This is a genomic window from Candidatus Weimeria sp. HCP3S3_B5 (genome assembly GCF_052064335.1).
GTDB lineage: Bacteria > Bacillota > Clostridia > Lachnospirales > Lachnospiraceae > Weimeria.
On record NZ_JBQHVU010000020.1, the window covers coordinates 12,834 to 36,753 of the forward strand.

At 46.7% G+C, this 23,920-nt stretch carries 23 protein-coding genes; 19 read left to right on the forward strand and 4 right to left on the reverse strand.

Features of this window, described 5'->3' with window-relative positions:
• The 7 genes from argJ (at window position 1) to ACTNCK_RS09625 (ending at window position 7,033) form a co-directional block, all read left to right on the forward strand.
• Window positions 1-1,227, forward strand: coding sequence for a bifunctional glutamate N-acetyltransferase/amino-acid acetyltransferase ArgJ (argJ, locus tag ACTNCK_RS09595; RefSeq protein WP_441082338.1), 1,227 nt, complete (start codon window positions 1-3; stop codon window positions 1,225-1,227).
• Window positions 1,228-1,244: 17 nt separating this feature from the next.
• The gene (gene argB, locus ACTNCK_RS09600; protein WP_441082341.1) at window positions 1,245-2,153 is read left to right on the forward strand and encodes an acetylglutamate kinase; all 909 of its coding nucleotides are present in this window, start codon (window positions 1,245-1,247) and stop codon (window positions 2,151-2,153) included.
• A complete protein-coding gene (locus tag ACTNCK_RS09605; protein ID WP_441082343.1) occupies window positions 2,140-3,339 on the forward strand; it encodes an aspartate aminotransferase family protein in 1,200 nt (399 codons plus the stop codon). The genes argB and ACTNCK_RS09605 overlap by 14 nt, the downstream gene beginning before the upstream one ends.
• A 74-nt stretch (window positions 3,340-3,413) precedes the next feature.
• A complete protein-coding gene (locus tag ACTNCK_RS09610; RefSeq protein WP_441082345.1) occupies window positions 3,414-3,980 on the forward strand; it encodes a helix-hairpin-helix domain-containing protein in 567 nt (188 codons plus the stop codon).
• A gap of 1 nt (window position 3,981) precedes the next feature.
• Window positions 3,982-4,659 (forward strand): response regulator transcription factor, encoded by a 678-nt coding sequence (locus ACTNCK_RS09615; protein ID WP_441082347.1) that lies wholly within the window; start codon window positions 3,982-3,984, stop codon window positions 4,657-4,659.
• Window positions 4,656-6,095 (forward strand): sensor histidine kinase, encoded by a 1,440-nt coding sequence (locus ACTNCK_RS09620; protein WP_441082349.1) that lies wholly within the window; start codon window positions 4,656-4,658, stop codon window positions 6,093-6,095. Before ACTNCK_RS09615 ends, ACTNCK_RS09620 begins: the two co-directional genes overlap by 4 nt.
• Complete coding sequence (locus ACTNCK_RS09625) at window positions 6,092-7,033, forward strand: GerMN domain-containing protein (RefSeq protein WP_441082351.1); 942 nt, start codon at window positions 6,092-6,094, stop codon at window positions 7,031-7,033. The genes ACTNCK_RS09620 and ACTNCK_RS09625 overlap by 4 nt, the downstream gene beginning before the upstream one ends.
• On the opposite strand, the gene ACTNCK_RS09630 is transcribed toward ACTNCK_RS09625, so the two are convergent.
• A complete protein-coding gene (locus ACTNCK_RS09630; RefSeq protein WP_441082353.1) occupies window positions 7,023-9,452 on the reverse strand; it encodes a DNA internalization-related competence protein ComEC/Rec2 in 2,430 nt (809 codons plus the stop codon). The two genes, ACTNCK_RS09625 and ACTNCK_RS09630, sit on opposite strands and share 11 nt — an antisense overlap.
• A 106-nt stretch (window positions 9,453-9,558) precedes the next feature.
• Here ACTNCK_RS09630 and ACTNCK_RS09635 point away from each other — a divergent pair, with 106 nt between their 5' ends.
• Together ACTNCK_RS09635 and holA are read left to right on the forward strand one after the other, a co-directional pair.
• Window positions 9,559-10,074 (forward strand): HD domain-containing protein, encoded by a 516-nt coding sequence (locus tag ACTNCK_RS09635; RefSeq protein WP_441082355.1) that lies wholly within the window; start codon window positions 9,559-9,561, stop codon window positions 10,072-10,074.
• Window positions 10,061-11,068, forward strand: coding sequence for a DNA polymerase III subunit delta (gene holA, locus ACTNCK_RS09640; protein ID WP_441082357.1), 1,008 nt, complete (start codon window positions 10,061-10,063; stop codon window positions 11,066-11,068). The genes ACTNCK_RS09635 and holA overlap by 14 nt, the downstream gene beginning before the upstream one ends.
• A 30-nt stretch (window positions 11,069-11,098) precedes the next feature.
• Here the strand turns inward: holA and rpsT are convergent, their stop codons facing one another.
• Window positions 11,099-11,362 carry a 30S ribosomal protein S20 gene (gene rpsT, locus ACTNCK_RS09645; protein ID WP_441082359.1) on the reverse strand — a complete coding sequence of 88 codons (264 nt, stop codon included), beginning with the start codon at window positions 11,360-11,362 and terminating at the stop codon, window positions 11,099-11,101.
• Window positions 11,363-11,610: 248 nt separating this feature from the next.
• On the opposite strand from rpsT, the gene lepA reads away from it, so the two are divergent.
• The 10 genes from lepA to ACTNCK_RS09695 all read left to right on the forward strand — a co-directional run bounded on the left by lepA (window position 11,611) and on the right by ACTNCK_RS09695 (window position 22,245).
• On the forward strand, window positions 11,611-13,419 hold the full coding sequence (gene lepA, locus ACTNCK_RS09650; RefSeq protein WP_441082361.1) for a translation elongation factor 4: 1,809 nt from the start codon (window positions 11,611-11,613) through the stop codon (window positions 13,417-13,419).
• A 1-nt stretch (window position 13,420) separates the two neighbouring features.
• Window positions 13,421-14,683, forward strand: coding sequence for a radical SAM family heme chaperone HemW (gene hemW, locus ACTNCK_RS09655; RefSeq protein WP_441082363.1), 1,263 nt, complete (start codon window positions 13,421-13,423; stop codon window positions 14,681-14,683).
• A 104-nt stretch (window positions 14,684-14,787) separates the two neighbouring features.
• On the forward strand, window positions 14,788-15,885 hold the full coding sequence (hrcA, locus tag ACTNCK_RS09660) for a heat-inducible transcriptional repressor HrcA (RefSeq protein WP_441082365.1): 1,098 nt from the start codon (window positions 14,788-14,790) through the stop codon (window positions 15,883-15,885).
• A gap of 12 nt (window positions 15,886-15,897) precedes the next feature.
• The gene (grpE, locus tag ACTNCK_RS09665) at window positions 15,898-16,542 is read left to right on the forward strand and encodes a nucleotide exchange factor GrpE (protein WP_441082367.1); all 645 of its coding nucleotides are present in this window, start codon (window positions 15,898-15,900) and stop codon (window positions 16,540-16,542) included.
• Between the two features lie 12 nt (window positions 16,543-16,554).
• A complete protein-coding gene (dnaK, locus tag ACTNCK_RS09670; protein WP_441082369.1) occupies window positions 16,555-18,450 on the forward strand; it encodes a molecular chaperone DnaK in 1,896 nt (631 codons plus the stop codon).
• Window positions 18,451-18,547: 97 nt separating this feature from the next.
• A complete protein-coding gene (gene dnaJ / locus ACTNCK_RS09675; RefSeq protein ID WP_441082371.1) occupies window positions 18,548-19,711 on the forward strand; it encodes a molecular chaperone DnaJ in 1,164 nt (387 codons plus the stop codon).
• Window positions 19,712-19,714: 3 nt separating this feature from the next.
• A complete protein-coding gene (gene rlmD / locus ACTNCK_RS09680; protein WP_441082373.1) occupies window positions 19,715-20,842 on the forward strand; it encodes a 23S rRNA (uracil(1939)-C(5))-methyltransferase RlmD in 1,128 nt (375 codons plus the stop codon).
• A gap of 285 nt (window positions 20,843-21,127) precedes the next feature.
• Window positions 21,128-21,622: a type II secretion system protein gene (locus ACTNCK_RS09685; RefSeq protein WP_441082375.1), complete on the forward strand. Its 495-nt coding sequence runs from the start codon at window positions 21,128-21,130 to the stop codon at window positions 21,620-21,622.
• A 31-nt stretch (window positions 21,623-21,653) separates the two neighbouring features.
• The gene (locus tag ACTNCK_RS09690; RefSeq protein ID WP_441082377.1) at window positions 21,654-21,746 is read left to right on the forward strand and encodes a hypothetical protein; all 93 of its coding nucleotides are present in this window, start codon (window positions 21,654-21,656) and stop codon (window positions 21,744-21,746) included.
• Window positions 21,747-21,888: 142 nt separating this feature from the next.
• Complete coding sequence (locus ACTNCK_RS09695) at window positions 21,889-22,245, forward strand: transposase (RefSeq protein WP_441082379.1); 357 nt, start codon at window positions 21,889-21,891, stop codon at window positions 22,243-22,245.
• Window positions 22,246-22,588: 343 nt separating this feature from the next.
• On the opposite strand, the gene ACTNCK_RS09700 is transcribed toward ACTNCK_RS09695, so the two are convergent.
• Window positions 22,589-22,876 carry a hypothetical protein gene (locus tag ACTNCK_RS09700; protein ID WP_441082381.1) on the reverse strand — a complete coding sequence of 96 codons (288 nt, stop codon included), beginning with the start codon at window positions 22,874-22,876 and terminating at the stop codon, window positions 22,589-22,591.
• Between the two features lie 188 nt (window positions 22,877-23,064).
• The gene (locus tag ACTNCK_RS09705) at window positions 23,065-23,910 is read right to left on the reverse strand and encodes a hypothetical protein (RefSeq protein ID WP_441082383.1); all 846 of its coding nucleotides are present in this window, start codon (window positions 23,908-23,910) and stop codon (window positions 23,065-23,067) included.
• Between the last annotated feature and the right edge of the window lie 10 nt (window positions 23,911-23,920).

A 23,920-nucleotide genomic window follows, 5' to 3' on the forward strand; every position in this document is an offset into this window, starting at 1 on the left:
ATGCAATTAATAAAAGGCGGCGTTACCGCTCCAAAGGGTTTTATGGCAGCTCATGCTGCTGCCGGAGTAAAGTATGCAGGCAGGGATGACATGGCTATGATCGTCAGCAAGAAGCCATGCATAGCGGCTGGCACCTTTACAAGAAATGTAGTAAAGGCGGCTCCGGTTCTTTTTGATAAGGAGATAGTCGAGAAGTCCGATGAGGTCCATACAGTAGTTGTAAATGCCGGAATAGCAAATGCCTGTACCGGGGAGGAGGGCTTCTCATACTGCAGACAGACCGCAGAGGTAGCGGAGAGGGAACTGGGCTTCCCTTCTGATTCTACTCTTGTCGCATCGACTGGTGTTATAGGAATGCAGCTTCCTATGGACAGGGTAAAGGCCGGAGTAGTAAAGCTGGCAGGAGCGCTGGATGATAGTAATGAGGCATCAGATGCAGCTGCAGCGGCCATAATGACTACAGATACCAGGCCAAAGCAGGTCGCAGTAGGGGTGATGATGAGCGATGGAAGTGAGATCAGGATAGGAGCCATGGCCAAGGGCAGCGGAATGATCCATCCGGATATGTGCACTATGCTCTGCTTTATCACGACTGACTGCAATATAGACAAGCAGTTAATGAGCGAGGCCTTAAGGTCAGTCGTCTGTGATACCTTCAATATGATCTCTGTCGACGGTGATACATCGACAAACGATACCTGTCTTCTTCTGTCAAACGGAGAGGCAGGAAATAAGCGCATAGTATCTGAGGATAAGGACTTTGCAGCCTTTACAGAGGGACTTTTCTATGTGGCAAGAAAGATGGCCATGATGATGGCAGGAGATGGCGAGGGAGCCACGGCACTGTTTGAGGTGAAGGCAGTCCACTGCAGGGACAGGCAGGAGGCAAAGACCTTTGCCAAGTCTGTCATCACATCCAATCTGACAAAGGCAGCCATATTCGGACATGATGCCAACTGGGGAAGGATACTTTGTGCCCTTGGCTATTCAGGCGCATCCTTTGATCCGTCAAGGGTGGATATCTCTGTAGAGAGCGAAAACGGCAGGATAGAGCTTGTAAAGGATGGAGTCGCTACCGATTACAGCGAGGAACTGGCAAGCAGGGTCCTCTCAGCCGAAAAGGTCACCTGCATATGCGATATGAAGCAGGGTATAGAGGAGGCGACAGCCTGGGGCTGCGACCTGACCTATGACTATGTAAAGATAAATGCTGATTACAGAAGCTGACTTAGGAGTATAAATATATGATAATGCGTAAGGATGAGATGCAGACGGTGATGAAAAAGGCCGAGGTCCTTATAGAGGCACTGCCATACATCCAGAGATTTAACCGTAAGATAATGGTGGTAAAGTATGGTGGATCAGCCATGCTCGATGAGAATCTGAAGCAGCAGGTCATAAAGGATGTGACCCTGCTGAAGCTGGTAGGCTTCAAGCCCATAATAGTACATGGCGGAGGAAAGGAGATCTCCGAATGGGTAAAAAAGGACGGAAGAGAGCCACAGTTTATTAACGGACTTCGTGTCACGGACAAGCCTACAATGGATATAGCAGAAATGGTCCTTAACAGGGTAAACAAGTCACTTGTATCAATGGTCGAGCGTCTGGGAGTCAGGGCCTGCGGGATAAGCGGCAAGGACGGAGGTCTCCTTCATGTACAGAAGAAGTATTCTAATGGACAGGATATAGGTTTTGTAGGCGATGTGGACAGGGTAGATCCCAAGATCCTCTATGATCTTTTAGACAACGATTTCCTGCCAATAGTATGTCCTATAGGATTGGATGACGATTACAACACTTACAATATAAATGCCGACGATGCTGCAACAGCGATAGCGGAGGCAATGGAGGCGGACAAGCTGGTATTCCTTTCAGATACACCTGGAGTTCTTAAGGATAAGGACGATCCATCGTCACTTATATCTGAGCTTTCTGTAACAGAGGCAAGGGAGCTTATAGATGACGGAGTGATCCAGGGAGGAATGCTTCCAAAGGTAAAGAGCTGCATTGGTGCTATCACCAACGGAGTTCACAGGGTCCATGTCCTTGACGGAAGGATAGAGCATTGCCTGCTGCTCGAGTTCTTTACCAACAAGGGAATCGGAACAGCAATTTTATCAGATAACGAGGAAAGATACGATGAACAGGAATGAGTTTATGAATAAGGCCGAAGAGCATCTGATCCATGTATACAACCGTTTTCCGGTTGTCTTCGAAAGGGGAGAGGGAGTCTATCTCTATGATACGAACGGGAGAGAATATCTCGATTTCGGCAGCGGAATCGGTGTAATGGCCTTTGGCTACAACGATAAGGAATACAATGATGCGCTTAAGGCGCAGATAGACAAGATCATCCATACATCAAATCTCTTCTATCATGAGCCTCTTCTTCTGGCAGCAGAAAAGGTATGTAGGATCAGCGGAATGGATCGTGTCTTTTTTACCAATTCAGGTGCAGAGGCCATAGAGGGAGCCTTAAAGACCGCCAAGAAATATGCCTACAAGAAGCACGGAGCCGGAAAATACGAGATAATCGCCATGAGAAACAGCTTTCACGGACGCACGGTAGGAGCTGTTTCTGTCACAGGAACTTCAGAGTACAGGCAGCCATTCTATCCTCTGATGGATGGAGCCAGATTTGCTGATTTCAATGACATAAAAAGCGTCGAGGATCAGATAGACGAGAATACCTGCGCTATCATTACAGAGACAGTACAGGGAGAGGGCGGAGTGACCCCGGCCAGCAAGGAGTTCATTAAGGGACTTAGAAAGCTCTGCGATCAGCATGACATCCTTCTTATCCTTGATGAGATCCAGTGCGGAATGGGACGTACAGGCTCTATATTTACCTACAAGCAGTATGGGATCACACCTGATATCCTGACAACTGCAAAGGCACTCGGCGGAGGAGTTCCTGTCGGAGCCTTCCTTGTCACAGAAAAGGTTGCAGCCAATTCTCTTGAGCCAGGAGATCACGGCAGCACCTATGGCGGTAATCCGCTTGCCCTTAGCGCTGTAAGCAAGTCAATAGACATAATAGAAGGAAGGCATCTGCCTGAAAACGTGGTTGCCCTTACACCTTACTTTGAGAGCATCCTTGATTCGTTTACGGAAAAGTATTCCTTTATCAGGGGGCACAGAGGCATGGGCTTCATGCAGGGACTAATAGTCGATAAGAGCATCCCTGTAGGAGGAATCTTAAACAAGGCTCTTGATGAGGGACTCGTCATACTTTCCGCAGAAGGCAATCTGATCCGTTTCCTGCCGCCTCTTATAATGGATAAGGATGGCTTTGATCAGATGGAAGAAAAATTAAATAAAGTATTTGCTGCTATTTAGCCTTGCAGAAATCTCATCTTTCATTTAGAATATAAGGAGCAGTTACCGGATACTCCCTGAAAGGAGATCCGATTATGAAAAAAGGTTTGATAACAGCTCTTGTGATGCTCATGCTTATGCTTGCTTCCTGCGCAGACAGCTCCTATCTGGAGAAGTCCAATGCCCGAGGAGACTTAGAATCTGTCTCCTCCTCTGATAAGGAAAGCGTGAAGGCGACAGAGGACAGAATCTTTGTGCAGATAGAGGGCGCAGTGAAGTCTCCAGGTGTATACCAGATGGAGCAGGGCGACAGGGTCTTTGCTCTGATCGAAAAGGCAGGAGGCTTCAGAAAGGATGCCTATACAGTTGATATCAATCAGGCAGAGCCACTTAGCGATGGAATGAAGCTTATCGTATCCACAAAGGATGAAAGAAAGCAGCAGGCAAGCGGGACCGCCTCATCTGAAGGATCGCAGATAGATATCAATACAGCGGATTCTGCTGAGCTTATGACTATAAGCGGCATAGGCCCGGGAAAGGCTGCTGCCATTATAGAGTACAGGGAGCAGAACGGGAGATTTTCCTCTACAGAGGATATCACTAAGGTAAGCGGTATAGGTGAGAGCACCTACAAGAGGATCAAGGACAGGATAAGGGTTTAGTATGGCACGGGTTCTGATAGTCGATGATGAGGAGCATATCATTAAGGGAGTCAAGCTTGTATTAGAGCATGACGGAATGGAGTGCGACTGCGCATATGATGGCGCGAGCGCCCTTGAGAAGGCATTGAGTGAGGATTATGATATAATCCTTCTTGACCTTATGCTTCCTAAGATGGACGGATATGAGGTCTGTCAGAGGATCAGGGAGAAGTCACAGGTCCCTATCATCATGCTTACCGCAAAGGGAGACGACATGGACAAGATCATGGGTCTCGAGTACGGAGCTGACGACTATATCACAAAGCCCTTTAATGTCCTGGAAGTCCGTGCCAGAGTCAAGGCCATTCTAAGGAGAATGCAGCACAGTGAGTCATCCGATGAGGTCATCGAGAATGGCGACATCAGGATCGATACATCGAGTCGGAGACTCTTTATCAAGGGAAAGGAGCTTAATCTCACAAGCAAGGAGTTTGAGATGCTCTATCTCCTTGTAAGTCACCCTGGAAAGGTCTACAGCAGGGATGCTCTGCTGAAGGAGGTCTGGGGAGAGGATTTCCCGGGAGACGCGAGGACAGTAGATGTACATATAAGGAGACTCCGCGAAAAGATAGAGCCCAACCCATCGGAGCCGAAGTACGTACTTACCAAATGGGGGCTCGGATATTATTATCAGAAATGAAGCTTATTTTTTCTCTCGAAAAGAAACTTCATAGCATGAGGGCGGCGATCTTTCTCGCCCTTCTTTTATTGGGAGTCATCCCTGGTGTGATCACAGGGGGGATCTTTTTTCGTATGTATGAGAGCAGGGCTCTGGATATGGATGCAGTATCCATGACCAACCAGACTCAGCTGCTCTCTGACCAGATACTCTCGACCGGTTATCTGAAGAATACCCAGGTGGATGAGATCAATACCCAGCTCAAGGCCCTTGGCAATATCTATTCCGGAAGGATCATAATCATTGACAATTCCCTTCGCGTAGTAAAGGATACCTATGATATCAGTGAGGGAAAGACCTTTGTCTGGAAAAATGTGATCGAATCCTTAAGAGGACAGAGGACATCTGTCTATGACAGGGTAAGTCACTGCCTTATCATAACAGTTCCTATTCAGAACAGTGATTCCTCCAACAATATAGAGGGCGTGATACTTGTGACTAGATCCACGGAGAATATGGAGCAGAATCTTTCCTTCTACAGGAATCTCCTTGTCTATCTGTCTATAGTCATCATTGTAGTTGTATTTCTATTATCATGTCTGCTTGCCGACCGCTTCACCAGACCACTCCACAAGCTATCCGATGCAATAAAGGATTCACAGGAGCTGCATGACGAGGTCGCAGTAGAGGACTTCACTGAGACAGGGGATATCTCTCATAATTATAATGAGGTAATGAGAAAGATGAGGGCCATCGACGAGTCGAGGCAGGAATTCGTATCTAACGTCTCACATGAGCTGAAGACCCCTCTTACATCTATGAAGGTTCTTGCCGACTCGCTTAATGCTATGGAGGATGAGGCCACTATAGATATGTATCAGGACTTCATGCATGATATCACTCAGGAGATAGACAGGGAGACAAAGATCATAAATGATCTGCTTTCTCTTGTAAGGATGGATAAATCAGGAGCCACCTTAAATATCACCTCGGTAAATATAAATGATATGCTTGAGTCTCTTCTTAAGCGCCTGGGGCCAATAGCTAAGAAACAGAATGTCGAGCTTGTGCTCGAGAGCTTTCGGCCTGTGACAGCCGAGGTCGATGAGGTCAAGCTGTCACTTGGTATCATGAATCTGATAGAGAATGGTATCAAGTATAATGACAAGGGTGGTTATGTCCATGTGACCTTAAATGCCGATCATCAGTACTTCTATATAAGCATTGAGGACAATGGAATGGGAATTCCAAAGGATTCGATAGAGCATATTTTTGACAGATTCTACCGCGTGGACAAATCCCATTCCAGGGAGATAGGAGGAACCGGACTCGGACTTGCTATCACGAAGAATGCGATAGATATGCACAGGGGCCTGATAAAGGTCCATTCCGAGGTTGGTGAAGGCACCACCTTTGATGTGAGGGTTCCTCTTATCTATATAAAGGAGCAGGCATGAAAAAGCTGATCAGAAAGACTCTTGTGATCCTTCTTTTATTTACCCTTATAATAAGCATGGCCTCCTGCACTAACAGACCGGAGGGCCGGGAAAAGAAGGAGAGGGGCAGTATAGAGGTGTATTTCCTTAACCAGACCAAAAGCGCTCTTTATCCGGTGGAAACTAATATAAAGGGACAGACGCCACGGGTTAAGGCAGAAAAGGCCATAGATATGCTCTCTACAGCTCAGGAGGATTCAGATTATGTGAACTCCATCCCGTCAAGCATAATGGTTAGAAGCTTCTGGATAAAGAATAAGAATCTTACTATCTCATTTACCCGTGCCTACAGAAATATGAACAGGGTAAACGAGGCCCTTATGAGAGCCTCTCTTGTAAAGACCCTGGTCCAGATCGACGGAATAGATACTGTGACATTTCGGGTAGTAAATGACCAGATAACCGATAGCCAGGGTAATCCTATAGGAGCCATGAACGCAGAATCCTTTGTCGATGATTTTGGAAGCGAGCAGGATTCTACAAAGGCACTTGAGCTGGTGCTTTACTGTCCGGCTGCTGACGGAAGCGGTCTGATCCGGGAGAAAAGAGACGTCCATGTAAACGAGAACGTGCCTCTGGCTACTGCAGTGATAAGACAGCTGCAGAAGAATCCTGATTCCAACGGAGCCCTTGTGACGCTGCCTTCTTCAGTCAAGGTCCTGTCTGTCAATGTAAATGACGGTATCTGCTATGTGGACCTCGATCAGTCGATCGACAATTTAGACAGCAGGGTATCGACCAACATGAGGATCTATTCGATCGTCGATTCGCTCTGTGAGCTTGGTCAGATATCAAGGGTCCAGATCCTTGTAGGCTCAGGAGATCAGGCCTCAGTGATCACAGACGATGAAAAGAACGGGACCTACAGCCCGAATCTGGATTTCGTGGTCAATGACTGAGAGCCGTGCTTATCTCTCCTGATTCCAAAAGCATGATCTGTCCACTGTCTATAGTACAAAGATAGGGAATGCCCTTTTCCTTAAGACGTGAGAGTGTATCACTTCCGGGATGGCCGTATCTGTTACCGGCTCCGGCTGATATGATCACAAGGTCCGGATCGGTCGCAGAAAGCCATTCCTCACAGTTAGAATAATTGCTCCCGTGATGGGCTGACTTTAGTATCAGTCTCTCACCGGGGCTTTTTCTTATTTTTGAACCATATCGCTTAAGGATATACTTTTCCTGGTCTGCGCCGATATCACCAGTTTCTATTATACGGATGCTTTTTCCATTGTCTGGTCTTATAGTTATAAGAGTCACAAGGCTGTTCTCATTGGCTCCCTCAAAGTCGCTTACATTATCCGGGAAAAGAGTCTCTATGGTAAAGAGGCGGCAGGAGAGCCTGTCGCCTCCGTTGAGGTAGCTTATTGCTATTCCGCTTTTGCGGCACAGTTCCTCTATCATAGTAAGCTTCTCATCCTTTTCGATCCCTGAAGAAAGGTAGAGTCTTCTGATAGGATAGCCCTTTTTGGCAAGCTCTACAAATCCGCTTATATGGTCGTCGTCCAGATGGGTCAGGAAGTATCCCTCTATTGATGATATTCCTCTGTATTTAAGAGAAGGTATTATAACATTTTTGCCGATGGATGAGCTGCTGGAGCTTCCGCCATCGAACATAAAGCAGCGTCCGTTAGAGCTTGTGAGCATCATTCCATCCCCCTGCCCGACATCAAGCATTGCAAAGGAATCGCTGTGGGCTGGATGGGAGAGTATGGCTATAAGGAGCAGGGAAAGCACAGTAAAGACCGTAAATGTCCTTCCGCTTCCAAAGACAGGAAAAAGCTTAAGCTTGGACCAGGTCCTTTTGGTGAAACGCATAGTAAACAGCCTGCGGTACTGAAGCCTTAAGGCAAGGGAAATAAGTATCACAATAAGGAGGCAGACAAGTATCTTTGCAGGGCCAATCCTTCCTGTTACAACAGAAGAAAGCGTAAGCCCCTTGAAGCCGGAGGAGAAAAGCTCATAGAGGTAGAGAATCAGATGGCAGGGGAAGAGTATGATCCTTGCCATAAGAGTGGAGAAAAGGCCTGCGAAGCCGCCTGCGAGACCTGCGACAAGCAGGAAGGGAAGCAGGGGCAGGACGATCACATTCAGAATGCATGCTGCAAGTGGAAAGGAATAGAAATATGAGGCACAGATAGCTCCCATAGAGATCTGTATGCAGAATGAGCTTATAAGGGCCAAAGCCGTATCCTCGGCCAAGGAAGGGATATGTCGCCGTCCCTTTTCCTTCCTGTGCCTGTTTTCCCATCGCAGATCAGTATAAAGACTGTAGCATTTCCCGGCAGGAGTCGCAAAAAGGGCTATAAAAAATATGGCTGAAAAGGACATGGCAAAGGCAGGACCGCTTATCTGCAGCGGATCGGTAAGACAAATGAGAATTGCAGCTGCAGAAAGAGAGGTCAGTGTATCGGTCTTATCCACCGCAAGCTTTGAAAGCATATAGATAAGATACATGGCAACGGCTCTTTTTGCCGAGACAGAGTCTGAGATCGAAAATGCATAGATGATCACAAGAAGAGATGAGAAAACAGCTGAGATGCGTACAGGGACTAAAAGCCGCTTCAGAGCCTTAAAGACCAGACCGCCGACTATTGATATATGAAGGCCTGAGATGGCCAGTATATGACTTAGCCCGGCATCGGTAAGAAGCTCCTTTACATCGGAGTCCAGAAGGCCATTTGTCCCAATAGTAAGAGAGGCCAGAAGAGTTCCTTCCTCTCCGGGAAGGGTAGCGGTAAATACAGAAAGAAGCCTGTACTTAAGTATGTATAGAAGCTCCGCGAATGGGAGGAGGGAGCGCCTTATCGTAGCAGGGGAAGGGTCATTTATCTCCGTGATCACAGAAAGCGATCTGTAGTAGGCTTTCTGGTCAAAGCATCCGGGATTTCTGGCCGGCTCCATCTCTCTTACAGCTCCGCTGACCCTTATCATATCTCCGGTCCTTAACATATCATCTGTACTGGTAAAGACAGCCTTAAGGCCAGCAGATCCGCGAAGGGAAATATAGTGCCTTATACCGGATGCGGTCCGTTCCTTTCTTACCAGCCTTCCGTACAGAGTCACATTTCCAGCGGAATTTACCGCAGAGTATCCCTTATCGTAGTCTGCCTGGCGTATTCCGGCGGAGACTGCTCCAGAGACAAAGGCCAGAACCGTCACGCATAGAAGAATGGCGCAACGCTTTCCCTCTCTTTTATAGAAGATAAATGGTATAAGAAGAAGCGGTATAAGTAAAAGGATCCGCTTGCCATATAGTATAAAAAAGCAGCCGCCCAGCATTGAAACAGCGGCGATCATTATAGGTCGTTTGTTCATATTCTCTCCTTTGTAGGGCCTACTAATCCCTATTATGCTCCCTTCCGATAATATTTGCAACCACATTATATCGGTGCTATAATGCAAGATATCGGGAGGCGTAAGAATGGATCAGAGCATGGACATGGTCAGGGTAAAGGACTCTGACTGCGAGAAGATCGAAAGGATCGGAAGAGACATTTTAGATTCCTGTGAATTCAGAAGGATCATTGGCCAGAGGCATCATATTTTTTCGACAGTCGGCTATCATAGCGTACACGTTGCGTTTATGATGCTTTTTTTTGCGAGGATATTCAGGCTGAGCGAAAGCGATGCAGTAAGAGGGAGCTTATGGCATGATGTCGGTATCTATGACAGGGACTCTTTCTCTGGAAGCAGGGATACTGCGCATTCACATCCGATAAGATCGCTTGAATCAGCAGAGAAGAGCGGTACCATAAACAGGATTCAGGCAGACATGATAGCGAACCATATGTGGCCGGTGACCCGGAAGAGGCCAGGAACAAGAGAAGGATTCATGATCACTATCGCAGACAAGTGCTGCGCAGTCACAGAATTCCTAAGGCTCCATAACGACCGGGTCGAGAGGGTTTTGAAGGATATAGCCGATGAGGTCGATTGACAGCGAGATAGAAAAGGGAAACTTCAAGAGAGTATATCTCTTGTTTGGAAATGAACATTACCTGCTGGCCAGAGGGAGGGAAAAGCTTCTTGCTGCCTTAGGAGTGAAGGATAAGACAGATATGAATTACAGCTGTCTCGATCAGAACAGCTTTTCAGTGGATGCGCTTATAGCTGACAGTGACACTCTTCCTTTTTTTGCTGAAAGAAGAGTGATCCTTGTGATGAACAGCGGCTTCTTCAAGGGCAATAAAAAGGATAAGGACAGGCTGGTAAAATATATAGCGGATATTCCGCAGACTACGGTGATAGTCTTTGTCGACCAGGAGGTAGACAAGAGGGACAGGCTCTATAAGGCAGTTTCAAAGAATGGGACCGCAGAGGAGTACAAGCTTCCTCAGGAAAAGGAGCTTATAGGCTGGATAGGAGGCAGGCTGAAGGAGGCCGGCCTTAGCATGAAACGTGACGCCTGGGATGAGTTTTACTTAAGGACCGGCTCATCAATGGATCTTATGGATCAGGAGTTTGAGAAGCTTGCAGCCTATTGTATGAATAAAAAGCTTATAGAGAAGAAGGACGTGGAGGATATCTGTGCAAATGCAAGCGAGACTATAGTCTTCGCACTTACAGATGCCATAGCAGCAAGAGATGCCACTCGGGTATTTAACGTATATCAGGACATGCTCAGGCAGAATGAGCCCGCCCCGGTGATATTTTCCCTGATAGAAAGACAGTTCATGCAGCTGCTGCAGCTTAAGAGGATGGGAGGCGCAGGGGCCTCGTCAGATCTTAAGAAAAAGGTGACCGGTGTGAAAAATGACTGGGCCTTAGGCAAGCTTGAGAGGTCTGCACAGAGGTTTTCCGAGGCAGAGCTTATGCATCTGCTCAGTGCCGCAGCAGAATATGAGGAGGGCTATAAGCGGAGCAGGATAAATGACCATCTGGCAGTCGAGCTGCTAATAACCGAGGCAATAAAAAAGCCCCGCCCGGAATGACGGTACCGGACGGGGTTTAATATTTATATCTTAGTCCATAGCATTTACAGCCTTGGTAAGGCGTGAGACCTTCCTTGCTGCATTGTTGGCATGAAGGATTCCCTTGGAACAAGCCTTAGGGATAGCAACTGTTGCAACCTTGAGTGCAGACTCTGCTGCAGCCTTGTCACCGCTTGCTACTGCCTTCTCAACATTAGTAACTACAGTCTTGACATTAGATCTGATAGCCTTGTTGCGGGCAGCCTTCTTAGCGCTTACTACAACTCTCTTCTTTGCAGATTTGATGTTTGCCAATTCTATTCACCTCCTGAATCTGGATTATCACGTGATAATGAGTGCAGGGGATTGACACGGTTCTCCCAAGCAATCATACCTATCTATAATACAGATATAAGAAGTGTTTGTCAAGGGGGAGTTTGTCTGATATAATAGACAGGATATAGGGGATAGGGTTTAGGGTATAGGGTATATAAAGGATACTACTATTCCCTAGCTCCTAGCTCCTAACCCCTAACCCCTAACCCCTAATATAAGGAGATAGAATGGATCAGTCACATATCAGGAATTTTTGTATTATAGCACACATCGATCATGGTAAGTCAACTCTTGCGGACAGGATGATCGAGATGACGCATACACTCACCAAGAGAGAAATGCAGGACCAGGTTCTTGACAATATGGATCTGGAGAGGGAAAGAGGGATCACGATCAAATCCCAGGCGGTCAGGCTCATCTACCATGCAAAGAATGGAGAGGAGTATATCTTCAACCTGATCGATACACCGGGACATGTAGATTTCAATTACGAGGTTTCCCGTTCGCTTGCAGCCTGTGACGGCGCTATCCTGGTCGTAGACGCGGCCCAGGGTATAGAGGCCCAGACGCTTGCGAATGTCTATCTGGCGCTCGATCATGACCTTGAGGTCTTACCTGTCATCAATAAGATAGATCTGCCTTCTGCTGATCCTGATAAGGTAGCAAAGGAGATCGAGGATGTCATCGGTCTGGACTGTGAGAATGCTCCGCGTATTTCAGCAAAGACAGGTCAGGGCGTGGATGAGGTCTTAGAGCAGGTCATCACACAGCTTCCTGCTCCAACTGGAGATGCAAATGCACCGCTCAAGGCTCTGATCTTCGACTCACTCTATGATTCATACAGGGGTGTTATCGTATTCGTCCGCATCCGCGAGGGAAAGGTAAGGCCGAAGGACAGGATCAGGATGATGGCCTCTGGTGCTGAATATGACTGCGTGGAGGTGGGATATTTTGGCGCTGGTCAGTTCATCCCATGTGATGAGCTTTCAGCCGGAATGGTAGGGTATATCACAGCTTCTATCAAGGATGTAAGAGAGACGAGGGTCGGAGATACAGTGACACTGGCCACCAATCCGGTGGCAGAGGCGCTCCCAGGATACAGACCTGTGAAGCCTATGGTCTTCTGCGGTATCTATCCTGCAGACGGGGCAAAGTATCCGGAGCTTAAGGATGCTCTGATGAAGCTCCAGTTAAACGACGCAGCGCTTACCTTTGAACCGGAGACCTCACAGGCACTTGGCTTCGGCTTCAGATGCGGCTTTCTGGGCCTTCTCCATCTCGATGTAGTCCAGGAGAGACTCGAGAGAGAATATGATCTGGATCTGGTCACGACGGCTCCGGGAGTAGTTTACAAGGTCCATAGGACAGATGGCACAGTGACAGAGCTTACCAATCCGTCAAATCTTCCTGACCCTTCAGAGATAGAATATATGGAGGAGCCTGTTGTCGATGCTGAGATAATGGTCACAAGCGACTATATAGGCCCGATAATGGATCTGTGTCAGGAGAGAAGAGGGCAGTACGTTTCTCTTGAGTACATAGAGGAGACAAGGGCAGTCCTTAAATACGTCCTGCCCCTCAACGAGATAATCTACGACTTCTTTGATGTCTTGAAATCGAGATCCAGAGGCTACGCCTCATTTGACTATGAGCTTAAGGGCTATCAGAAATCGGAGCTGGTAAAGCTTGATATCCTTATCAATAAGGAAAGAGTGGATGCCCTTTCCTTTATTGTATTCAAGGATACTGCATATGATCGCGCCAGAAAGATGTGTGAGAAGCTTAAGGAAAATATACCGCGTCATCTTTTCGAGATACCTATCCAGGCCGCCGTGGGAAGCAAGGTAATCGCTAGAGAGACAGTAAAGGCCATGAGAAAGGATGTCCTGGCCAAGTGCTATGGCGGAGATATTTCCCGTAAGAGAAAGCTGCTGGAGAAGCAGAAGGAAGGAAAGAAGAGGATGAGGCAGGTGGGAAATGTGGAGATACCGCAGGAAGCATTCATGAGCGTGTTAAAGCTCGATAATGATGAATAAGATGGAAGATTACCGCAGATTTGAACTATATATACATATACCCTTCTGTTTGAGAAAATGCGACTATTGCGACTTTCTCTCAGGGGTTTATGGATCAGAGGATCAGGATGAATATGTAGAGGCGCTCATAAGGGAGCTTGTCTTTATGTCCTACCGGGTGCATGGGACTGTAAGTTCTGTATATATAGGAGGGGGGACTCCGACCTGCATAGATCCTGACCATATCGCAAAAATAATCGAAAGCGTCCGGGAATACTACAGCCTTGATCCTCTTGCGGAGATAACTATCGAGGCAAATCCGGGCACAGTGACAGAACAGGGAGCAAATACATACCGGGCAGTCGGTATAAACAGGGTCTCTGTCGGGCTCCAGTCGGCTGATAATGATGAGCTTAAGCTTCTGGGCAGGATCCATACATATGAGAAGTTTCTTTCTACATATGAGATCCTTCGCCGGGCCGGCTTTACAAATATCAATATAGATATAATGACAGCTCTTCCGGGCCAGACTCCGGACAAGCTAATCCACACTCTGGATAATGTCGTAGCATTACGGCCTGAGCACATTTCATGCTATTCTCTTATTATTGAAGAAAATACACCGTTTTACCAGCGCTACCATGAAGATTGCGTCCGCAAGGAAAAAGGAGAGGCGACCCTTGCCCTGCCTGATGAAGATCAGGAATATGAGCTTATGAAAAGAGCCCAGAATTTCCTTGTTTCAAAGGGATATATCAGATATGAGATATCAAACTATGCGAAATTCGGCTACGAATGTGTCCATAATGAAGGCTACTGGAGGAGGACGCCATATCTGGGAGTAGGAGTTGGAGCTGCATCCCTGATACCGCCTGGCTATTTTGCCTTTGAGCCTGAGGACCCTGAGGAGACTGGCGGGATGGGGCTTGAATGGAGGACAACCAATGAATCCTATATATATGACTATATTGAGGACACCCTCCATTACAATGAGATCACATCAGAGGCATCATTCCTTGATATACCGACGATCGATAAGGCGACCCAGCTAAGCCGCAGGGAGGCAATGGAGGAATTTATGTTCCTTGGTCTTCGGATGACAGAGGGAGTGAAAAAAAGCGTTTTTCTTAAGTCTTTCGGTACCCCTATAGAAAAGATATACGATGTTCCTATAAAGAAGCTTATCCGGGAGGGACTGCTTTCGGATAAGGGGGATGATCTGGCTCTTACAGAAAGAGGACTCGATATTTCCAACTACTGCATGTCATTGTTTTTGATGGATTGAAAAAACTATTGACAAACAAGGTCAACAGGCGTATATTATGTATCAGATGGTATTAGCACTCCAATCATTTGAGTGCTAACAGACGAAAGACAGGAGGTGAGCTTTTGGAAGAGGATGAAGAGTTATCAGAAAGGCAGAGGAAGATCCTTGATGTGATCATCAAGAATTATCTGGAAACCGGAGAGCCGGTCGGCTCGAGGACGATCTCGAAGAGCTCCGATCTTAACCTTAGCTCAGCAACCATCAGGAATGAGATGAGCGATCTCGAGGAGATGGGGTATATTCTCCAGCCTCACACCTCAGCAGGGCGGATCCCTTCAGACAGGGGCTACCGCTTTTATGTAAACGAGCTGATGGTCGAGAAGGAGACCTCTCCTCCCGCTGAGACATCGAATCAGATGCTTGTGGAGAGGACAGACAGACTTGAGAAGATGCTGCGTCAGGTAGTAGATATCCTGGCTGCCAATACCCAGTATACATCGATGATATCGGCACCGGCTATCTCAGGAGTCAGAGTCAGGTTCGTGCAGCTGTCGGCTCTGAATGAGAGACAGATACTCTCGGTGGTCGTTATGGATGGAAATTCCATCAAGAACCGTATCATAGATGTCGATTCACCGATCGACAATGAAGATCTGCTGAAGCTCAACATGCTTCTGAATACGAATCTGTCAGGCCTTACAGTAAATGATATTAACCTGACCCTGATCCAGAAGATGAAGCAGTCAGCCGGAGAGTATTCGGATATCATTGAGAATGTTCTGGAGAATGTAGCAGGCACCATAGAGCAGGATGAGGGCCGTACCATATTTACCAGCGGCACTACGAATATTTTCAAATATCCTGAGCTTTCGGATGCCAACAGAGCAAGTCATCTGATCTCGACCTTTGAGAACAAGGAAGAGCTCGAGAATCTGATAAATGATATAGAGTCAGACGAGGAGGGCAATCCTAACGGCATTCAGGTATATATAGGTGATGACATTCCTAATATGCCTGATGTGTCACTTGTCACAGCAAAGTATGATCTGGGTGATGGCTTCAAGGGAACCATAGGGATCCTTGGTCCCAAGCGAATGGATTATGAGAATGTGATGAAGAATCTGAAGTCTCTTAAGAAGCAGCTTAAGGACATAGTCGTTACATCGAGACTTTCGGATCGATCTGAAAAGCCGAAACAGATCACTAAGAAGAAGGAATAGAGGTAGCTGGAATTGAGCGAAGAAAAGGATAAGAAGGAAGAGGAAGTAAAGAAGGACGAGACCTCCGTGGAGAAGAAGGAGGACTCAGTAAAGAAGGAATCTTCAAAGCCTGAGGGCAAGGAAGAAAAGAAGGATTCTGAAAAGACAGAAGGCAGCAAGGAAGAGGATAAGACAGAAACTGATAAGAAAAAGGGCCCGTTTTCAAAGGATAAGAAGAAAAAGGACCCTAAGGACGAGCAGATAAAGGATCTTAAGGATCAGCTTCTCCGGCAGATGGCTGAATTCGATAATTTCAGGAAGCGTACAGACAAGGAGAAATCCACAATGTACGATGCCGGAGCCACAGATGTGATAGCAAAGATCCTTCCGGTCCTCGACAATTTCGAACGGGGACTCTCAGATGTGACGGACGACACTGATGATGCCTTCAAAAAGGGCATACTGATGATCTATAAGCAGCTCCTTACAGTCATAAATGATCTCGGAGTAAAGGAGATCGCGGCAGAAGGAGAGAAGTTCAATCCCGATCTTCATAATGCAGTAATGCATGAGGATGATCCTGATAAGGGAGAGCAGGAAATAGTGCAGGTCTTACAGAAGGGATACACCTTCCACGACAAGGTCGTAAGACATGCAATGGTAAAGGTAGCAAACTAAGGAGGAATAATAATGAGTAAAATAATCGGAATCGACTTAGGTACGACAAACAGCTGCGTAGCAGTTATGGAGGGAGGACAGCCTACAGTTATCCCTAACAGTGAGGGAATGAGGACTACACCTTCTATCGTAGCATTTACAAAGGACGGACAGAGACTCGTAGGTGAACCGGCAAAGCGTCAGGCAGTTACAAACGCTGACAAGACCATCTCATCGATCAAGAGAAAGATGGGAACTACTGACGGCCCTACTATAGATGGCAAGAAGTATTCACCTCAGCAGATTTCAGCAATGATCCTTCAGAAGCTTAAAAGCGATGCAGAGGCTTATCTGGGTGAGAAGGTTTCTGAGGCAGTCATCACTGTTCCTGCTTACTTCAACGATGCCCAGCGTCAGGCTACAAAGGATGCCGGAAAGATCGCAGGCCTCGAGGTAAAGCGTATCATAAACGAGCCTACAGCAGCAGCCTTAGCTTACGGACTTGATAATGAGAACGAGCAGAAGATCATGGTATATGATCTCGGTGGCGGTACATTCGATGTATCTGTTATAGAGATCGGTGATGGTGTCATCGAGGTTCTTTCTACAAACGGCGATACCCATCTCGGCGGAGATGATTTCGATAACCGTGTAATGCAGTGGATGATAGATGAGTTCAAGGCCAAGGAGGGTGTTGACCTTTCCGGAGACAAGATGGCTATGCAGCGTATCAAGGAAGCTGCCGAGAAGGCCAAGAAGGAGCTCTCAAGCGCAACCACTACCAATATCAACCTTCCATTCATCACAGCTACTGCCGATGGCCCTAAGCATCTTGATCTCGACCTTACTAGAGCAAAGTTCGATGAGATCACAGCAGATCTGGTAGAGAAGACAGCCATCCCTGTACAGAATGCCTTAAAGGACGCAGGACTTACAGCAGCAGACCTCTCAAAGGTACTTCTTGTAGGTGGTTCTACCCGTATCCCGGCAGTACAGGCCAAGGTAAAGCAGCTGACCGGCAAGGAGCCATCAAAGAACTTAAATCCTGATGAGTGCGTGGCATTAGGAGCCTGCATCCAGGGTGGTAAGCTCGCAGGAGATAAGGGAGCAGGAGAGGTGCTTCTTCTCGATGTCACTCCTCTTACACTTTCTATCGAGACAATGGGAGGTATCGCTACTCATCTGATCGAGAGAAATACCACCATCCCTACAAAGAAGAGCCAGATTTTCTCTACAGCAGAGGATAATCAGACAGCAGTAGATATAAACGTAGTACAGGGTGAGAGACAGTTCGCCCGTGACAATAAGTCACTTGGTCAGTTCCGTCTCGACGGGATTCCTCCTGCTAGAAGAGGAGTTCCTCAGATCGAGGTCACATTCGATATCGATGCAAATGGTATCGTAACTGTATCCGCAAAGGATCTGGGAACTGGCAAGGAGCAGCATATCACTATCACCGGAGGAAGCAGTATGTCCGATGAGGAGATCGATAAGGCTGTCAAGGAAGCAGCTGAGTACGAAGCTCAGGATAAGAAGCGTAAGGAAGCTGTCGATACGAGAAACGATGCTGACGCATTTGCTGTTCAGACAAGAAAGGCTCTTGACGAGGTAGGAGACAAGCTCGATCCTAATGACAGGAGTGCAGTTGAGGCCGATCTCAAGGCTGTCGAGGATCTGGTAAACAAGAATCAGAAGCCTGAGGATATGTCAGATGATGATGTAGCATCCTTAAAGAGCGCTAAGGAGAAGCTCGAGCAGTCAGCCCAGAAGGTATTCACAAAGATGTATGAGAATGCCCAGGCTGCAGGCGCTGCACAGGGCGGCCCTACCCCGGGAGCTGGCGCAGGTCCACAGCCGAATGCAGGCAGCACTGGCAACGGTAACAACGGCGGCGATGATGTCGTTGACGCAGATTTTAAAGAGGTTTGAGGTTAGAGGTCAGAGGTCTGAGGTCTCAGGGTTAAACCTTAAGACCTCACACATTATGACCTCGCATCTCAAATAACCTACACAAGGAAGGAATTACATGGCAGAACAGAAAAGAGACTACTACGAGGTTCTGGGTGTTGATAAGAGTGCCGATGAGGAGACTATCAAGAAAGCCTATCGTAAGCTCGCGAAGAAATATCATCCTGATATGAATCCCGGAGACAAAAACGCAGAAGCAAAATTCAAGGAAGCTTCGGAAGCATATGCCGTTCTGTCTGATCCAAAGAAGCGTCAGCAGTATGACCAGTTCGGGCATGCGGCATTTGATGGAGGCGCCGGTGGCGGCGGCTTTGATTTCAACAATGTTGACTTCTCTGATATATTCGGAGATTTTGGAGGCTTTGGAAGTGTATTTAGCGATTTCTTTGGCGGTGGAAGCCAGGGAAGAAGAGCCGCAAATAATGGACCCCAGCGAGGAGCTGATGTCAGGACAGCTGTAAGGGTCTCCTTCAGGGAAGCCTGCTTTGGCTGTGAGAAGGAGATAGAGCTTACCTTAAAGGATCCGTGCCCTACCTGCCACGGCAGTGGCTGCAAGCCCGGCACCAGTAAGTCGACCTGTACCAAGTGCGGAGGCTCTGGACAGGTCGTATCTACAGAGAGATCCATATTCGGTATGGTTACTCGTTCCAGTGTCTGTCCGGACTGCGGAGGCAGCGGATTTATCATTAAGGATAAGTGCCCAGACTGTCGTGGAACCGGATTCAAGCCTCAGAAAAAGAAGATCCTTGTAGCGATCCCTGCGGGAATCGATGACGGACAGATGGTACGTCTTAGAGGAAAGGGTGATCCTGGAGCAAACAACGGACCGCGCGGTGACCTGCTCGTAGAAGTCAGAGTCGTAAAGAACAATGAGTTCCAGAGAAATGGATATGATATCTATTCTACTCACCCGATCTCATTTGCCCAGGCAGCTCTCGGAAGCAAGATAATCATCAATACCATCGACGGCAAGGTCGAGTATGAGGTGAAGGCAGGTACACAGCCTGGCACCCGTATCAGACTTCGTGGAAAAGGCGTCCCTACTATCAGGAACAAGGATGTAAGAGGGGATCACTATGTGACCCTTGACGTACAGGTACCTCGTTCACTTACAGCCCCTCAGAAGGAAGCTCTGAAGGCATTTGATGATGCATGCGGCGGAAGTCTTTCCCCGCAGCCTTCCCAAAAGAAGGGCAAAGGACCTTTCGGACGACGTAAATAATAAATGAAGTGTATATATCAGAATGAATGCGGTTCATGTGACTGCATAAATATGGAATATCAGGCAACCCTTGACAATAAGCAGAGGCTTATGGAAAATCTCTTCGGAGAGGATCTGACCCTGCCCGTCAGGGGTATGCCTTTTCCTTTTTATTACAGATATAAGGTGAATTATGCCTTGGGCTATGATCGTGACAGTAAGCGTATAGTCTGCGGCAAATATTCAAGAGGAGGCCATGATCTGGCAGGCATCGATTCATGTCTTATCGAGTCGAGGGATTGTCAGAAGCTTGTTTTTTTTATCACAGAGCTTCTTCCCAGGCTAAGGATCAGGGTATATGACGAGGACACAGGGACTGGTAGCCTTCGGTATATTTTTGTAAGACAAAGCTTTTCCACCGGGGAAATGATGCTTGTTCTTGTAAGCTACAATACCGATATACCAGGCAAGAAGCATCTGATCGAGAGTATTGTTTCGAATTTTCCCAACGTAAAAAGCATATATTTAGATATAAACAAACGAAGCGACAGTATGGTGCTCACACCTGAGCTTAAGCTGCTTTACGGGCAGAGAGCTATTATTGACAAGGTATGCGGCAAGACCTTCCGTCTTTCTCCACTTGCCTTCTATCAGGTAAACCCTGCCCAGATGAAGAAGCTATATCAGACCGCCATCGAATTCGCTTCTCTTACAGGCAGTGAGCATATCATAGATGCATACTGTGGCATTGGTACCATTGGCATCATCGCCTCGGATAAGGCAGCCTCAGTCACTGGCATTGAGAACAACAGAGATGCTGTGAAGGATGCGATCTTTAACGCCAGAACAAACGGAGTAAAGAACGCCAGATACATCTGCGGCGATGCATCTGAGCTTTTTCTACAGAAGGACCTGAAGGCCGACCTGGTCTTCATGGACCCTCCGAGGGCCGGAGCCGACAGGAAATTCCTCCGCTCACTTATGGCCCTTCATCCAGAGCGTATAGTCTACATATCCTGCAATCCGACGACCCTCTCACGCGACATCAGGATCCTTTCGGATGAGTACCGCCTCAAAAAAGTGCAGCCTGTCGATATGTTTCCTTTCACAGATCACATAGAATCCGTCTGCCTTCTGGATGCGAAAAGTTAAAGGCCTTATCTGTAAAATCTCCTTGACAATAGCTCTGCTATAGTAGAATATGGATATAAGAAGAAACTGTTTTTTCTGGAGGAGGAATGGCAGTCATAGTCTTTACGTCGGCGGTGGGGATTATGTTTTTCAGAGGAAAGTGATCAGTGAAAATGGCGCATAGGTTATAAATTGTGGCGTAAACCCCACGGGAAAAGCCCGTGGGAGCAGTCAGAGCTTTTGCGGGAAAACAGATGCCAAAGGCTTCACAGGGAAAGCCTACACGGGGGCAAAGAAGGAGATAACATGGAGACAAGGGAAGTAAGGAATGGCAACAGGGGATTTACTCTAATCGAGCTTATCGTGGTTATGGCTATCATAGCGGTACTTGCGGTGATTCTTGCACCGCAGTATCTCAGATATGTGGAGAAATCGCGGATAGCAGTGGATTGTCAGGTGGCTGCAGAGATACTGAATGCTGCCAGGACATCATGCAGCGAGCAGGATATATATGATAGTCTGGATCTGAAGGGTGATACCCTTGTATGGGGATCCAATGGTGAGATCACTTCAAAGAAAAAGAATACCAGGCTTCTGAACGAGGTTTTAAAAACTGCAACAGGCGATAGCAAAAATAAAACTATAGCAAGACAGTCAAGGGCTCTTAAAAATAAAGGCACATATACGATCACTATCGTTCCTGAAACCCGCAGTACCACTTATTCCATTACAGGAGAGTGGAGCGATACAGGAAACGCCAGCCTTGATGATGACCTCACGAAGAAGTCTGGTGGAAAGTAAACGTATTATAGGAAGATAGAATGTTTTTGATATGAGCCTGTCAATGATCTATGATCTTCTTACTGCTAAGGCATTAAAAAAGGGTAGAAGACAGGATGAGGTAGACAGACTGATCCTCTGCTAATAGTATTATGATCAATCATCCCCTAATAGTATCTGGTCCTCTCTGCCAGGTCATTATAACAGCAAAAAACGGGATTGGCTAGTTATATTTAAGGAACAATGAAATTGTCAGTCACGCGCTTTCAGCAAAGCGTGGCGATCGTATGACCTACATAAGCGGGCTGAAAGACCTCCTTGAGCTGAAAAGAGCACATCCTGAATATCAGATGATTCTTCATAGTGATCAGGGCTCTGTATATGCATCAAAAGCTTTCAACGACCTGCTCCCAATGTACGTAAACCGGTCTATGTCACGCGCAGGAACACCTACGGATAATGCTGCGATGGAATCTATTAATGGATGGATTAAAGCAGAGCTCTTCACGGATTTTCATGTTACTGGAGATAAACCGGTAGAAAAGGAGATAGATGAATATATCGCCTTTTTCAACGAAGAGAGACCGGCATACTCACTCAACTACCTGACTCCTAAGCAATACAGGGAAGTTCATGCCGTCTAACTTGCCCATGAATCCATCTCTGTCGATACAGAGTGACCGGCAATGCATAGCGTAATGCCCAATGTATCGTCTAAGGAGTCCACATCACTGAAAGGAGAGACAAAAAACATAATTTTGTGTCCAAAATTTGTTGACTACTGCATTTCGCGTGATGCCCTCGTTCCTGGAGAAGTATTTTCTCCGGAGCTCATGGGGTGCCTGAAATTATATACAGAATATAGCAAAGCCAGCGTCCTGAAAAAAGATGCTGGTTATTTGACGCTTACAAACAGTATCACCTGAAAAGCGGGTGCTATATAAAGACACGTGTGACTGAATTTTTAAATGTCATGTGACTGAATTTTTACTTTACAAATACAGCTTTGTCAATATCACTGTCTTTACAGCTGTCAAGGGCGAAATCTGTGCCTGTCATTGAAGGGCCGTCGGGGTCGGCTATCTCCGCGTGGAACGTGGATATATCCGAGAACCCTGCTTTCTCAGCTTCCGTCAGTGTGATAACTCCGTATTTTGAGCGGATAGTGACTTTTATTCCGTTGCGATAGAAGACCGCAAAAGAGTCTTTTAAGCCCACTTCGAACTTACCGATAAGCCCGTCGGCATTTAGCTTCTCGTCGTTCTCGTTCTGCATGAGGTGATGATAATTAAGTCAGCGCTCGTAGTCCGTGATGTGCTACACGCTGTTCTACTCACAGATACTGATGTCGACAGTTCTTGTGAGCTTCTGCTAGTCAAGAGCGTTGGCGATTGTCTCCCGGATAGCGTGGGACACTTCCTGGTTTTAGAGAATCTTCTATAGATTGAGGTTGAATTCTTTGATCATGAGTTGTATGTCTCCATAGTGTTTAAAGCGTCAAGAAACAAATCTTCCATGTACAACTTACCTGAAAAATCGTCTACATTGCCTGTTTCCTGAATTTTGTCATTGCCATGTGCATATATTGATACATATTTAGCAACTACACAACATAAATAAGAAACTATAATTTCGTCACCGTCTTGTGCTGATCCATTATCTGTTGATTCAGCAAACAGCCTTGCTATGGGCTTGTCGTTATGGTTATAAGCAAGCTCATTAGTGATGTGTTCGTGGAAGGGCATATAATCGCTATCAACGGGATTGGGAGTAATAAGGGATGCGTTTTGTCTTTTCTTTTCTTCATCAATAGCACATCTGAGAGAAGGGACTATTTTATTCCCGTTATTTATGAGTGCCCTTTCGAGATATTTGCCTTCATCATAGAATATGTCAAGGTCATTGGGACAATATAGAGATTGTACTTTCTTATAGGCATCAAGTAATTTTGTGTAATAGTCGTCGACCGTCTGACTACTTAATTCAATTTGGCTACGTGATAATATCTCGTTCTGTACTTCTTCAGTAAGGCTACAGAACTCACGATATATTTCCCTATGGAAATGGTAAATGGGATTGTATTTATATGCAGACACGCATAACGGTAACAGCAAGATTTCAGACGCATAACCTTTGCTGTTGTATTTTTGAATGAACTGCGTAGCTTGGGCTGTGACCTTGGCTTTTCTTCGGGTTTCATCGCGTTTATCCTGACGCTCTTCAAACCCCTTCATTTTACACGCAATATAAATCTGACCGCCGCCAATAACAATGGCAACTATAATAGATATCCAAAAAGACGCATCCATTTATATAACC

What these genes read in the sequence shown, in the direction of transcription:
- dnaK (WP_441082369.1), top strand. Translation starts at nt 16,555, where the DNA reads ATGAGTAAAATAATCGGAATCGACTTAGGTACGACAAACAGCTGCGTA.
- argJ (WP_441082338.1), top strand. Translation starts at nt 1, where the DNA reads ATGCAATTAATAAAAGGCGGCGTTACCGCTCCAAAGGGTTTTATGGCA.
- ACTNCK_RS09690 (WP_441082377.1), top strand. Translation starts at nt 21,654, where the DNA reads ATGAGCCTGTCAATGATCTATGATCTTCTTACTGCTAAGGCATTAAAA.
- ACTNCK_RS09635 (WP_441082355.1), top strand. Translation starts at nt 9,559, where the DNA reads ATGGATCAGAGCATGGACATGGTCAGGGTAAAGGACTCTGACTGCGAG.
- rlmD (WP_441082373.1), top strand. Translation starts at nt 19,715, where the DNA reads ATGAAGTGTATATATCAGAATGAATGCGGTTCATGTGACTGCATAAAT.
- ACTNCK_RS09615 (WP_441082347.1), top strand. Translation starts at nt 3,982, where the DNA reads ATGGCACGGGTTCTGATAGTCGATGATGAGGAGCATATCATTAAGGGA.
- ACTNCK_RS09695 (WP_441082379.1), top strand. Translation starts at nt 21,889, where the DNA reads ATGACCTACATAAGCGGGCTGAAAGACCTCCTTGAGCTGAAAAGAGCA.
- ACTNCK_RS09630 (WP_441082353.1), bottom strand. Translation starts at nt 9,452, where the DNA reads ATGAACAAACGACCTATAATGATCGCCGCTGTTTCAATGCTGGGCGGC.
- ACTNCK_RS09625 (WP_441082351.1), top strand. Translation starts at nt 6,092, where the DNA reads ATGAAAAAGCTGATCAGAAAGACTCTTGTGATCCTTCTTTTATTTACC.
- hemW (WP_441082363.1), top strand. Translation starts at nt 13,421, where the DNA reads ATGGAAGATTACCGCAGATTTGAACTATATATACATATACCCTTCTGT.
- holA (WP_441082357.1), top strand. Translation starts at nt 10,061, where the DNA reads ATGAGGTCGATTGACAGCGAGATAGAAAAGGGAAACTTCAAGAGAGTA.
- ACTNCK_RS09685 (WP_441082375.1), top strand. Translation starts at nt 21,128, where the DNA reads ATGGAGACAAGGGAAGTAAGGAATGGCAACAGGGGATTTACTCTAATC.
- ACTNCK_RS09620 (WP_441082349.1), top strand. Translation starts at nt 4,656, where the DNA reads ATGAAGCTTATTTTTTCTCTCGAAAAGAAACTTCATAGCATGAGGGCG.
- ACTNCK_RS09605 (WP_441082343.1), top strand. Translation starts at nt 2,140, where the DNA reads ATGAACAGGAATGAGTTTATGAATAAGGCCGAAGAGCATCTGATCCAT.
- lepA (WP_441082361.1), top strand. Translation starts at nt 11,611, where the DNA reads ATGGATCAGTCACATATCAGGAATTTTTGTATTATAGCACACATCGAT.
- ACTNCK_RS09700 (WP_441082381.1), bottom strand. Translation starts at nt 22,876, where the DNA reads ATGCAGAACGAGAACGACGAGAAGCTAAATGCCGACGGGCTTATCGGT.
- argB (WP_441082341.1), top strand. Translation starts at nt 1,245, where the DNA reads ATGATAATGCGTAAGGATGAGATGCAGACGGTGATGAAAAAGGCCGAG.
- ACTNCK_RS09610 (WP_441082345.1), top strand. Translation starts at nt 3,414, where the DNA reads ATGAAAAAAGGTTTGATAACAGCTCTTGTGATGCTCATGCTTATGCTT.
- ACTNCK_RS09705 (WP_441082383.1), bottom strand. Translation starts at nt 23,910, where the DNA reads ATGGATGCGTCTTTTTGGATATCTATTATAGTTGCCATTGTTATTGGC.
- dnaJ (WP_441082371.1), top strand. Translation starts at nt 18,548, where the DNA reads ATGGCAGAACAGAAAAGAGACTACTACGAGGTTCTGGGTGTTGATAAG.